A 12,808-nucleotide genomic window follows, 5' to 3' on the forward strand; every position below is an offset into this window, starting at 1 on the left:
GAGAAGTCAAGGTTACACCGGACGCTTAGCGTGCGGTGTAACCGCCGTCGATCATCTGGTTTGCGCCGGTGATCTGCGCGGCTTCGTCCCTGCAAAGGAACGTTGCCATCGCTGCAACCTGCTCGGCCGTGACGAACTGCCCCGTCGGTTGGGCCGCCAGAAGTACGTCCCTGATCACCTGTTCGCGCGTCATGTTGCGCGCCTTCATCGTGTCGGGAATCTGGTTTTCGACCAGCGGCGTCCAGACATAGCCGGGCGAAATCGCGTTGACGGTGATTCCCGTCCCGGCCGTCTCCAACGCCGCTGTTTTCACCAGGCCGAGCAGTCCATGCTTCGCTGCGACGTAAGCGGACTTAAAAGGGGACGCGACCTGCGAGTGTATCGACGCTGTGACGATGATCCGGCCCCAGCCGGAACCGCGCATCAGGGGGATCGCCGCCCGCATCAGATGAAAGGGCGAACTGAGATTGAGCGCGATGATCTGCTCCCATTTTTCAGCGGGAAACGAGTCGATCGCCTCGACATGCTGTACGCCCGCATTGGCGATCAGGATATCGAGACCGCCCGCCTGCTCACATGCTGCGTGAACCAGCGCCCTGTTGGATTCCATTAGGCTCAGGTCCGCGGGAATAAAAAATGCTTCCCGGCTGGACGCGTCCGAAAGGGCGCGCCTCTGTTTCTCGATGTCCTCCGGGTCGCCGAAGCCGGTCATCACAAGGACGGCGCCTTCTGCTGCCAGAGCGCGAGCGTAAGCCAGACCTATTCCTGACGTCGATCCGGTAACGAGAGCCACGCGGTTTTTGAGAAACATCGCGCGCTCCTTCAGCCTAAAGCCAAAACGGCAATACAGCAGATAACAAGGGAGATCACGAACGTCACGGCGGTAAACGCCATTACACGCTGTATCCCGATGCCCGCGATGGCCACGATCGGGACCGCCCAGAATGGTTGAAGCATGTTGGCCACGTTTTCGGCGATGGCGACGGCCATAATCACATGTGGCGTCGAGGCGTGCAGACTCATCGCGGCAGGCACGACGAAAGGCCCCTGCACTGCCCAGTGGCCGCCCGCGCTGGGGACGAGGAACGTGATGATCAACGAACTTATGAAGCTCCAGAATGGCAATGTTTGAGCCGACGCGATGTGTACGAAGAAATCAGAGATAACGCCCGCAAGCCCCGTCGCCGTCATGATTCCCATGATTCCGCCGTAGAACGGAAATTGCAGCAAGATCGGTCCAGTCTGCGAAATCGCCTCCCGCACGGCGCCGACATAGGCGATCGGCGTTTTCTGCAAAGCGAGTCCCGCTATCAGAAAGCTGAGGATCAGACTTTCGATATCGAAACCGAATCCGTGATCTCGCCATCTCAGGATGAGCGCCGCAAGCGCAAATGCTGCGATCAGAGCGGACAAGACGAATGACCGTTCCACGGCGACGCGCGGCGACCACGCAGTCGGTGCGTCTTGCGAGGTCGCTGGCCGCTCTTCATCGACGTTCAGGAATACCGATTGCTTGGTCGCGGGACGTATGAGGGGAAACGCCAGACCCGACACGATGACCGTCAAAATCGTTGGAACCAGCGTGAACGCTGAAAAGAGGGAGGCGCTGAGCGGCGTAACCTGTCCGGTCAGTTGCTCGACGATGTTCATGGGGTTGCCATGCGTCGCCTGCGACAGGGCGATGGAGCTGGAAAGGCCGCTGTTGCACATCCACCACGCGGAATATCCGCACGCGACAAGCCATCCGTAATCCACCCGCACGCGCCGTCCGATTTCACGAGCCACGAATGCGCCGACGACCAGTCCAAGGCCCCAGTTGAGCCATGTTGCGGGAACAACCAGGGCATACATGGTGAATACCGCCTGTCCCGGCGTGTTGACGCTGGCGACCAGTCGGCGGAGCAATCTCCGGACAGCAGGCGCTGCGGCGACGGCATGCCCCGTGACGAGGATCAGCATCATCTGGAACGCGAAGGCGACGATCTTGAAGGAGCCCCCGTACCACGCGTTCAGAATATCAGCCGGGGTGCGGTGCGGGGCAAGCGCTCCGGCGAGGATCGCTGTCACGAAGGTCAGAAGCAGCGCGATCACGAACGGATCGGGCATAAAGCGTTCGAAGAAGACCACAAAGAAATCGACGAGCGCACCTTGGAGCGAGTTCCGGGTGGCAGTTTTGGTTGAATTTTCGGTCATATGGTATCTCTCAGGCGAAATACGCGGGCGTATCCGAGCATGTCATGTGCATGGTGTTTTGTTATGATGCCATTATTATTTCACCCATTATTTTATGATGACAATAAAAATCAATTCGTTGATCTTGGGGATTGCATATTGGTCAAACTGTTGACATTGGAAATGCAGGCATAGCTGCCATTTGAAACTCATCACCTCTGGGCACGCCCGACAATCCGCTCTTGGGCGAATTCGGTGCGCGTGGAACTATTTCCAGATAAATAAACAATATTGGCGAAGGTTATTGCGAGAGGGAGATGGCGGCTTTTATTATGCTGGCCGAAGCCCGAGTATCTGCCGCGCCTCTGCTGGCGTGGCAGGACGGCGCCCATGTGCGGCGAGCCGTTCGACCGCTATCTGCACGAGTTCAACGTTGCCCTTGGCAAGCCTGTCACGTGTTACGCGAATATTATCTTCCAAACCGGTGCGCACGCCGTCGCCGTCGCGGGCCAGAACCCAATCCATGACCGTTGTTTGGTAACGCCCGATCCCCGCCGCCGTCCATGTTGCCTCAGGGAGAATACGTCTTGTTTCTGCAAGAAGGATGTCGAGCAGATGTTCGTCGGCTGGCATGGCGTTCTTTACGCCAAGCACGAACTGCACATGTGGTTTTGGTCCCATCAACCCGGCGTCCACAAGGCGACGTGCGCCGTGTATGTGAGACAGGTCGAAGATTTCGATCTCCGGGCTGACATGATGATCTTTCATGCTGGCGGCGAGAGTGTCGACGAGGGCGGCGCCGTTCTCGTAAACGATGGTCGGAAAATTTACCGAGCCGGTCGACAGCGAGGCCATATCCGGTCGCAGCGGTAAAGAACTCCCCCGGGCGTCGGCGTCGCGCCCGCGGCCGCCGGTGGAAAACTGGATGATCATGCCGGGGCAATGTCTGGAGACGCCTTCCTGAACAGCCTGAAACAGCGCTGGGTCGGATGACGGGCTTTCATCGGCGTTGCGAACGTGGATGTGCACAAGTGATGCGCCGGCTTCAAAGGCTTCGTGTGTTGATTCTATTTGCTGCGTCGGAGTTACAGGCAGTGTCGGATTATCCGAGGTGCGCGGCACCGAACCGGTGATGGCGACGGCGACAACAGCTGGACGCATAAGACTCACCCTGACTTTTCCGACGCCCCTCTTCGGGGGCTTGAGTGGAGTGTAAGCCACTGGCTTAATTTGGTCTGCACCTACTTTGTGCGATCAGCGCACTTATGGTCGCTGTACGAATACTATCAAACGCCGGTTTTGCCGTGCAGGCAAGTTGCTTTTCCATACTCCCGTGCTTGTGATGGCGCTTTAGGAGCGGTCAATGGCGGCGCTGGATCCGTTGGAGGGAGGGCAGTGAGTGCTATTGAAGTGGTAGTGCTGGGCGGCTGTCTGCAACAGTGGCCGTGCGTTTGTTGATACGTGTATCGACTCTGGCGGGCGCGAGCTCGCGTCCCTTTCCTAAAGAAAAATTCCGATATTTTGGCGAGGCCGTAAACTGAATGCCGGGCGTGAATATCATTTGGAGAATTTTAAAAAATATATTGAAACAATGTATTTTTGTTCAAAAATGAACGACCTACCCTAGCCGTTTTAATCTTGGTTGACGCCAGTTTCGTGCAAAACAGGCGCCAACCGAAAGAGAAAATCTCAGGCGCTGGCGGGCATGGACGTCATGTCGATCACGAAGCGATATTTCACATCCGATTTCAGCATGCGCTCATAAGCCGCCTCGATCTCATCCATACGAATCATCTCGATGTCGGACGTGATTCCATGCTCACCGCAGAAGTCGAGCATTTCCTGTGTCTCCGCGATCCCGCCGATCAGCGATCCGGCGAAGGTGCGGCGCTTCATGATGAGGCTGAATACTGAAACCGGCAGCGGTTCTTCGGGCGCCCCGACCTGAACCAGCACGCCGTCGCGTTTGAGCAGCTCGAGATATTCGTTGATGTCGTGTTTAGCCGAGACTGCGTCAAGTATGAAGTCGAAGCGCCCGCTCTCCTTGGCCATCGCTTCCGGATCTTTCGATAGAACGACCTCATGCGCGCCGAGCCGCAGCCCGTCCTCGACTTTGCTGGCCGATGTGGTGAACAGCACGACTTCCGCTCCCAGCGCACGGGCGAATTTTACGCCCATATGGCCCAGCCCTCCAAGCCCGACGATGCCGACGCGTTGCCCGGGACCAACCTTCCATTTACGCAGGGGCGACCAGGTGGTGATGCCTGCGCAGAGCAACGGCGCCACGGCGGCGGGGTCGAGCGAGTCTGGAGCGCGCAGGACGAAAGCCTGATCAACCACGACGGCGCTGGAATATCCGCCAAAAGTGATCCCGCGCCCCTGCCTGTCCTCGCCGTTATAGGTGCCGACGAAACCGACTTCGCAGTACTGTTCCAGCCCCTCTTTACAGCTTGTGCATTCCCGACATGAGTCGACCATGCAACCGACCCCGACGAAATCACCTTTCTTAAAGCGCGCGACGGAAGATCCAACCTCGGCCACGCGCCCTACGATTTCGTGTCCCGGCACGCATGGGTAGATGGTGTTCTTCCACTCGTTGCGAGCCTGATGGAGATCGGAGTGACAGACGCCGCAATAGGCGATGTCGATGCGGACATCGTCCGGTCCTACGTCCCGCCGTTCAAACGCGATGGGGGCGAGTGGTGCGTTCGCTGCGGTGGCGGCGTATCCGACGCATGAGAGCATGTCTTGTTTCCTTATGGTGCTGTTATGATTTTGTCGAAGAATCGTCTAGGGTCATCCATGGCGCGCGATACGCCGCCTGACGCTCGATCATCCAGCCGGGATATTCCGGGGGCAGCGCGCTGACGGCGTTGAGCGTCTCCAGATTATCGGCGGTCAGGCGCACGTTGGTCGCGAAAATGTTGTCGAGAAGCTGGTCCGGCCTGCGGGCGCCGACGATCACGCTGGTCACGACAGGCTGGTGCAGCAGCCAAGCGATCGCTACCTGAGCCACGCTGCATCCATGCTCCGCGGCTATGGGGCGCATGGCGTTGATCGCGGCGAAGGCGCGATCTCGATCGACCGGCGGGAAATCGAACGTTGCGCGGCGTCCATCGCCAGAAACCGACGTGCCGTCGCGATTATATTTGCCCGAGAGAAGCCCTCCCGCCAGTGGACTCCACACCATCAGTCCGACTTGTTCGGATTGCAGCATGGGGCGTAGCTCCCGCTCCAGATCGCGCCCGGCGATGGTGTAATAAGCTTGCAGGCTATGCAGCGGCGTCAGGTTTTTCCGTTCTGCGATTCCCAATGCCTTGGCGATGCGCCACGCGGGCCAGTTGGAGACGCCGACATAACGGACGTCCCCGCTGCGAACGAGGGTGTCCAGCGCCGCCAGCGTCTCGTCGATCGGCGTGATGGGGTCCACGCCATGAAGCTGGTAGAGATCCACGTGGTCGAGTTGCAGGCGTTTCAGACTCGCTCGCGCCTGCGCCAGAATATGCGCGCGCGAAGCCCCGCGCGCGTTCGGGCCGCTGCCCATAGGCGCCAGCACCTTTGTCGCCACCACGACATCATCGCGCGCCACGCCGAGATTGCGCAACGCCTGTCCGGTGATTTGTTCCGACTGACCTTGTGAATAAACATTGGCCGTATCGATAAAATTGACGCCAGCGTCGAGCGCCACGCGCAACAGCGAGTCAGCCTCCTGCTGTTGCAGATCGCCGATCGGAGCCCAGCGATCTCCGACGCCGCCGAACGTCATCGTGCCGAGGCACAGTTCGGACACCAGCAGGCCCGTGCGGCCCAATGGGTGATATTTCATGTCTCGCTCCTGTCATTCAGGACGTGTAAGGCCCAGACGCCAGCACCTGCATGAAGCTGGAACGGCGGCGTCTCGTCTCCTGTTCGAGAGAATCAATTGTTTAGAGCGCGCGACATAGATCCGGGTTCGACCGAATATAAGTCGAAAACGGTCGCGTTCTGTGGGTTAATGAAAGACGCGGCCGCCTGATCGCTTGGCGCCTGCGTCTGACTATAGCATGGTTCGCCAATGTGAAAAGACCGCTGATTATGAGGTAGGTAGACGCGTTTGGACCACGGGTGAATTGCGGGATGCGATGGCGAATATCGCGAGGATTTTCATTTTATCACCCGCTTTGTCACTGACTTCTTTGAGGTTTGATGATGTGCTGTCTCACACTTTTTTCGGAGGTGATTAGACAGATCATTGTCCGTTCCTTGTGAGTGGCGAAAAGAATCAGGTGAGGCGCGTTTTTACCTTCTTCATAAGTAAATAGAATTGAGTGCGGTAAAAATGATTGATGAGGACGAGCTCTCATCGCATTGAGATGCGAGATGACGCCCGCTTTTAAGGTTTCCATGAACCTACGTGAGGCAGGCGCCGATCAGCCGCATTGGTCTTCACAAAGCTTTGAATAGGCTTTGCAATGACGTTTCACTTCGGGCCCGGCATCCAACGAGCGTCAATGCGTGCTCTCCGCTTGATGCGAGGTGGTCGAGCGCCGCTGGTTCCGTGGGTTACCTTGACAAGCGCCTGCTGCTGAATCCGAGCTGACAGAAAGGGGCGCGCCGACGCTCCATAGCTGTGATGGTGAGCTTGTTGCCGCGAAGGCTGGGCGCTCGGGGCTTATGAACTGGGTCCAGCGGAACGCCGTGTAGCGTCATGAGGCGTCGATGCCTGCTCGCACAGTGTCAGATTGACAAATATCATATAACTATTTGTTTAATTTGTATTTTTATCGGAATGGGTGGTTCTTCCTGCCGACTTGAAATGGGTCAACCGTAATCGTTTGAGCGGATCTTGGCTCAGCGAGAGAGAGGACGCGACGGAACGAGAAGTTTTTTGGTAGGTACCTTGCAATGCAAGGAACATGTGTATATTCAGTATTAACGGCGCGGCGACGCATGCAACGCGGCTCTCGCCGGGCAGGTTTGAAAAATGGAAATCGCGTGGAACCGAATCTCACTCAGTTCAAGAAAGGCGTGCTGGAGTTGTGCGTTCTCGCCGTGCTCGCTCGCGCCGATTCTTATGGCTACGACATCGCCAGCCAACTAGCCGATGCGATCGGCATGGGAGAAGGAACGGTCTATCCCCTGATGCGGCGAATGCAGAAAGAGGCCCTTGTTTCTACGTATTTCGTTGAATCTCCGTCTGGTCCGCCGCGCAAGTATTACGCGTTGACTGATCTGGGGCGACGGAGTCTGGAGGCGCAGCGCGGCGCCTGGGAGAGTTTTTCTTCCGCTGTAACGCGTGTGCTTTCGCCGGAGCGATCCGCGGACACGGCGCGCCCGAATCCGCATGCGTCGGGCGCAAGCGTTCCCACGCATTTGACTGTGCATAAAACGACCGAGAAGCCATGAACATGAACGAAAACAGATTTGTAAGGGAGTCGTTTCTCGGTCGGATGCGGGCGGGCCTGAAAGGCATGCCACGTCCGGTCATTGAGGAAACGATCAATGAATATGCTGCGCATTTCGATGCGGGCGTCGCTAATGGGCGTTCCGAAGAAGACATAGCGCAAGGTCTGGGCGACCCGTCGCGTCTTGCCCGTGAAATCCGGGCCGAGGACGGCGTCCGGCGTTGGAGGGACGAACGCACGTTCTACGCCGCCATGCGCGCTGTGTTCGGCATGATCGGCCTGTTGGCGGTCGATGTCTTCCTTGTTCTGCCCTTGCTGTTCATCGTTGGAATTTTTCTTTTCGTGGTGATCGTCGTCGGCGTGACGTTCAGCATTGTCGGAGCGATCCTGACGCCTTTGGGGCTCATGGGCATCGGCGCATTCATGAACGCCGACTGGCTTCAGGGCGTTTTGATCGGGCTCGGCATGCTTTGCGCCGGCGTCGCTCTGTGCGCGTTCGGGCTTCTTGTTTCGATTGTGGCCATGAATATGCTCGTCAGTTACGGACGCGCGCATTACCGCACAATCGCCGCTCCTTCCGAAATCTGAGATTAAGGGGAACCTCTGTCATGGTTCGAGGTCTGGTCATAGTCATCGCTTCCGCGGCCGCATTGTCGGCGCTGTGTTTCGGCGTTGCTGATTTGCGCGGCCCACTTGAACTCAATTTCGCCGACGCGTCGGGCGACAACGCGCATGGTCCAGTGGAAACAAAGACTTTTCCATGGAAAGGCGGCCCTTTCTTGTCCTTCGATTTTCCTGGCGAGATTATCGTCACGCAAGGAGACACGCCCAGCGTTGTTGCCGCCGGATCAAAAAGTCTGGTCGACAGCCTTTCTATGGATGGAGACATTCTTAAGATGGAAGGGAGAAACATATCCTGGCCGTTCGGGCGCCGTGCGTCTCGCCTGCGTGTAACCGTGACGGCGCCCGCTTTGACCCATGTCGTAATGAACGGTTTTGGTTCCGTGAACTTCCGCGATTATCAGCAAAAAGAACTGGAGGTGGAGATGAATGGCGCGGGAAGTTTGACCGGAACCGGAAAGGTTGCGGACTTAACTCTGAAGTTATCGGGGGCTGGGTCAGCGAAATTTACGCAGATGATCGTCGACAATATGGACGTGTCAGTGAGCGGGGCTGGTTCGGTGAAGGCGGGCCCAACCGGAGTGGTGAACGTTTCTATCAGCGGCGCAGGTTCCGTGAGCCTGACCGCCCAGCCACAGACCCTCAACAAACAAATTAGCGGCGTCGGTTCAGTCAGCGTGATGGGCGGAGCAGCCGCTTCAGGCGATGGCAAGGGCGATGAAGATAAAGTTTCTCTATAAAATTGTTATGAAGACCGCAGCAGGATGCTCGCGACGATGTCATTCCACCGCTCGCGAGGATTTTTCCCGCAGGTAATTTTCGTTGAAACGCGTTCGGTGAGCGTCAGTGGTCGTCAACCCGGATCGGGCCGGCCATTTGTTTCACCTGTTCAGGCGTAGCCTTGTCGCGATATTGATTGCCGAAATTTGTCCGTACGTAATTCACGACGGAGGCTATTTCGCCTGGCGTCAATTGACCGTTGAACCACGGCATGCCGCCGCGCCCATTCAGGACGGTGATGAGGGTCCACGGCAGGCTCGCCAAATGCAGGTTGGCGTAAAGAGCCGGTACGGTCGCAGATCCTGTTCCTCCCTTTCCGTCAGCCATGTGACAGGCTTGGCAAACATGACGGTAAATTTCGGCGCCGGAATGCGCTGGCGGCGCCTGCCCGCCGGCGCCGCCGGGAGAGTCGGCAAAGGCCGTTGTCGTGGCAATTGCGCTCAGGACGACAAGGGACGGAATCCACAAACGCATCTTCAAATCCCCTGTGCGTGCTTGTGAAGTCGCTCAATGGCGTCGAGCGATGACAACAAGGCGCCTTCCTGCCATCCGGCCAGATATGATGCGTGATCGCCTGCCAGAACAATTTTCCCATCCATGGAGACAAGGTTCGCGTAATGCGCAGCCCGGTCTGCTTCACTCCACCGCGCGCGACATCCAATGATCCACGGAACGCGACTCCACGCGACGGAGACGCCGCCGAGAAATTCTTTCCTGTACTGAGGATGAATTTTCTCGCCCTGCGACAGCGCCAGTTCCAGCCTTTGGTCCGGCGTTATGCCTGCGATGTCGTATCCCGCCATGCCCATGGAGAACGCTCCGAGAAGAACGGCAGGCCCGGAAGAAAACATGCGGTCATTCGGATATGAGATCAGGGAAATCTCCTGATCCGTGAAACTGATGCCGCCGTATATATTCTCGTCTTCCTCCCAGAAGCGTCTCTTGAATTCCAGACCGATCTTGCAGTGAGAAGCGTAGGGCACGGCCTGAATGGCTGCTTTCTTCGCGGGAGCCACCTGAATGTCGATTTGCGAGAGGACCGGCAGCGGCAGGGCGCAAACGCACCAGTCCGCCCTCGTCGTTGTTGTCTCCTGCGTGTTCGTATTCACGCTCGTAACGGCGACCCCTGCGTCGCTCTGAGAAATTTGCGTAATTTTTCTATTGAGAACGACCTTGTCGCCGACATGCCTTGCGAATGCGCGGCTGATGGCATCCATCCCGCCGACGGGCTGAAACATGGTCGGCTGCATTTCATACTGTGTGAAAAAGCTCATCGATCGCCAGACAGTGGGATCGAGAACGTCCGTGAACGGCAAAAGATCTGACGGAACAGGCGCGCCGCTGACGCCGCCGCCGGGTGGCCGGTCATAACCGCGATGTGCGGAAGTGTGGACGCTTTTGCGATAAGACAGCGTCTCGTCAAGCACGCCCCATCCCCGCAACGCCTCGATAAGTCTTTCCCGATCCTCGTGCGAAACCTTGTGATCGAGCGCCCCCTCGTTTGTGGCTTTGGCGAGAAGTTCCGAGACATTGCCGATCAGATCGAGCGAGGCGGCTTTGAAGCGTTGCGGCTTGCCGTCAAAGGCGTCGCTGCTATGCAGCCAGGTGTTGGTGTTGAACTGAACAAACGGCTCCAGAGGAACGCCGAATTCTCGGCAATAGTGCAGTAGGGCTCTGTGGTGGTGGGGAATGCGCCACGGTCCGGGGTTGAAGTAATTGTTATTGCTGAAAGACACTTTCTGGGAAGCGCCGCCCAGCTCGGTGTAGGTGTCGCCGTTGCGAAGCGTCCAGTTACGGCCGCCGATGCGGTTTTGATACTCAAGCACGGTGACGTCGTATCCCGCCTTGCCAAGTTCGTATGCCGCGACCAGCCCCGCGAGGCCCGCTCCAAGAACGACGACGCGGCTTCTTTTTTTTGCGGGCGAGAGCGCCAGGGGTTTCTCAAACCGGGATTCTTCGGCGTGCCCGAGAGCGGTCATGGCGTGATAAAGGGCGGCGGCTCCCGCGGTCACGCCGATGGAGGTCAGAATCTGGCGGCGCGTCGGAGCGCGCCGGGAGGGAAAAGACATGGGATGGCCTGCGTCGAATATCTATTTCGAAATCGGAACCAGTTTAATAAATTATCCTGACGATACAATATCTGGCGACGATACATTGTGATCGCTCTTGCCTGACTCGGGCGTCAGGCGTTTGACGTGGGCGCCAGCAAAACGAGCTGCGTCTTTCGCCCCGTTTGGACCAGAACCACCGCATTCTGTCGAAACATTCGCGCGAGCCGCACCCCACGAGCCAGAGGAGAGGCTACAGCGAAGAGCGGCTCAGACCATTCTCCCAGACGGCCTTCGCCTGTTGCTGACGGCGTTCGACGCAGGCGTTCCGCTAACCGCGTCATCATTCGTAGATTCCAGCGATCAGGGCGTCGACGCCCGCCGGGATTGCATGCGCTGAGCAGGATCGCCGCGTTCGTGCCCTCGATCATGCTCCGGCGCGCGATGCGCCCCACCCGGACGCTGACGCCACCTGCCGAATAAACGCTCAGGCGGTAGGAACGCAGGAGTGCGGGGGTAATCGGACGCACGCCAGACATGGCGCGTTTCCTACTCCTGCTCGTCGCGTTCTTCGCCGAAGCGCGAATTACGATGCACCCACACCGACATCAGCAAGCCAAACCCGAGCATGACGTCGAGCATGGCTGAACCGCCGTAGGAGATGAGAGGCAAAGGCACGCCGCCTACCGGGATGGCCCCCATCACCATCGAAAGATTGACGAGGCAGTAGAGGAAGAAATTGACTGAAATTCCCAGCGCCAGAAGGCGTCCGAAGCGGTTCCGGCTGCGGATCGCCATGATCATGCCGCCGAGGATCAGCAGAAGAAGCAGGCCGATCACCGCGATCCCGCCGACGTAGCCCCATTCTTCGGCGATCATCGTGAAGATGAAGTCGGTCTGCTTCTCGGGCAGGAAGTTGAGCTGACCCTGCGTGCCCCGCATGTAGCCCTGTCCCCACATCCCGCCGGAGCCCAGCGCGATCTTGGACTGGATGATGTTGTATCCAGCGCCGAGTGGGTCGCTTTCCGGATGCATGAAGGTGGTGATGCGGGCCTTCTGGTAGTCGTGAAGATGCGCGTACGCGATCTTCAGCAGCACGGGCGTCGGCAGAATGAGCAGCGCGATCTGCCACAACCGCATGCCCGCTGCGAAGAACATGGCGGCACCGACTCCGCCGATGATCACGCCGGTGCCGAGATTCGGCTCCTTCAGAACCAGCCCGACAGGCAACAGCACCATGAAGGCCGGCGGGATCAGCCAGAGCGGGTTGCCCATTCGGGCGTAGGAAATCCGGTGAAACCACGTCGCCAACATCAGAACGAGCGCCACCTTCGCATATTCCGAAGGCTGGACCTGCATTCCGCCCAGCATGATCCAGCGTTCGGCACCCTTGCCGACATGCCCCATCCGCAAAACCGCCACCAGCAGCCCGATGGCGACGATGTAAAGCGGCACGGCTATCCGCACCAGAAACCGGGGCGGCATCATGGCGACCGTGATCATCAACACCAGCCCGAAGCCGAACCGCATGGCCTGGGGACCGGCGAACGGCCGTGCCGAACCGCCTCCGGCGGAATAAAGCGATACGTAGCCTACGCCTGCGAGAACGCAGATCAGAAGGACATAGAGCCAGCTGACGCTCCACAGCTTCGACAGGATGCGGAAGCTGGGCTCGGCGCGCAGCAGGCGTTTACGGAACTTGCCGCCGCTCTTGCGCGGATCGAGGCCCGCCAGCACGCCGCGCGCTGCAGCGCCCGAACGGTTGGCGAGCCCGCTTGTGGGCTTCACCGGCAACACCATCGT

The 12,808-nt window shown here is 58.4% G+C and carries 12 protein-coding genes; 3 read left to right on the forward strand and 9 right to left on the reverse strand.

What is annotated here, in order from left to right; translation table 11 throughout:
• Positions 1-25 precede the first annotated feature (25 nt).
• From G442_RS0110870 to G442_RS0110890, 5 genes are all read right to left on the reverse strand, one after another.
• Positions 26-811, reverse strand: coding sequence for a 3-hydroxybutyrate dehydrogenase (locus G442_RS0110870; RefSeq protein ID WP_026398014.1), 786 nt, complete (start codon positions 809-811; stop codon positions 26-28).
• Between the two features lie 11 nt (positions 812-822).
• A complete protein-coding gene (locus G442_RS0110875) occupies positions 823-2,193 on the reverse strand; it encodes a TIGR00366 family protein (protein WP_026398015.1) in 1,371 nt (456 codons plus the stop codon).
• A gap of 309 nt (positions 2,194-2,502) precedes the next feature.
• On the reverse strand, positions 2,503-3,333 hold the full coding sequence (locus G442_RS0110880) for a BKACE family enzyme (RefSeq protein ID WP_026398016.1): 831 nt from the start codon (positions 3,331-3,333) through the stop codon (positions 2,503-2,505).
• A gap of 528 nt (positions 3,334-3,861) precedes the next feature.
• Positions 3,862-4,917, reverse strand: a complete 1,056-nt coding sequence (locus tag G442_RS0110885) for an NAD(P)-dependent alcohol dehydrogenase (RefSeq protein WP_026398017.1) — start codon at positions 4,915-4,917, stop codon at positions 3,862-3,864.
• A 22-nt stretch (positions 4,918-4,939) separates the two neighbouring features.
• Entirely contained in the window at positions 4,940-5,998 is a 1,059-nt protein-coding gene (locus tag G442_RS0110890; protein ID WP_026398018.1) for an aldo/keto reductase, read from the reverse strand.
• Positions 5,999-7,146: 1,148 nt separating this feature from the next.
• Between G442_RS0110890 and G442_RS21950 the strand changes: the two genes are divergently transcribed.
• The 3 genes from G442_RS21950 to G442_RS0110905 all read left to right on the forward strand — a co-directional run bounded on the left by G442_RS21950 (position 7,147) and on the right by G442_RS0110905 (position 8,917).
• Positions 7,147-7,557 (forward strand): PadR family transcriptional regulator, encoded by a 411-nt coding sequence (locus G442_RS21950; protein WP_084440545.1) that lies wholly within the window; start codon positions 7,147-7,149, stop codon positions 7,555-7,557.
• 2 nt (positions 7,558-7,559) lie between these two features.
• Entirely contained in the window at positions 7,560-8,144 is a 585-nt protein-coding gene (locus tag G442_RS0110900) for a DUF1700 domain-containing protein (RefSeq protein ID WP_026398019.1), read from the forward strand.
• A gap of 62 nt (positions 8,145-8,206) precedes the next feature.
• A complete protein-coding gene (locus G442_RS0110905; protein WP_161628359.1) occupies positions 8,207-8,917 on the forward strand; it encodes a GIN domain-containing protein in 711 nt (236 codons plus the stop codon).
• A 103-nt stretch (positions 8,918-9,020) separates the two neighbouring features.
• Here the strand turns inward: G442_RS0110905 and G442_RS0110910 are convergent, their stop codons facing one another.
• From G442_RS0110910 to rodA, 4 genes are all read right to left on the reverse strand, one after another.
• Entirely contained in the window at positions 9,021-9,431 is a 411-nt protein-coding gene (locus G442_RS0110910) for a c-type cytochrome (RefSeq protein WP_035376474.1), read from the reverse strand.
• A 2-nt stretch (positions 9,432-9,433) separates the two neighbouring features.
• The gene (locus G442_RS0110915; protein ID WP_026398022.1) at positions 9,434-11,026 is read right to left on the reverse strand and encodes a flavin monoamine oxidase family protein; all 1,593 of its coding nucleotides are present in this window, start codon (positions 11,024-11,026) and stop codon (positions 9,434-9,436) included.
• Positions 11,027-11,139: 113 nt separating this feature from the next.
• A complete protein-coding gene (locus G442_RS0110925) occupies positions 11,140-11,544 on the reverse strand; it encodes a DUF3293 domain-containing protein (protein ID WP_026398023.1) in 405 nt (134 codons plus the stop codon).
• A gap of 10 nt (positions 11,545-11,554) precedes the next feature.
• On the reverse strand, positions 11,555-12,805 hold the full coding sequence (rodA, locus tag G442_RS0110930; protein ID WP_084440531.1) for a rod shape-determining protein RodA: 1,251 nt from the start codon (positions 12,803-12,805) through the stop codon (positions 11,555-11,557).
• Between the last annotated feature and the right edge of the window lie 3 nt (positions 12,806-12,808).

The sequence above is a fragment of the Acetobacter nitrogenifigens DSM 23921 = NBRC 105050 genome (assembly GCF_000429165.1).
Classification (GTDB): Bacteria; Pseudomonadota; Alphaproteobacteria; order Acetobacterales; family Acetobacteraceae; genus Acetobacter; species Acetobacter nitrogenifigens.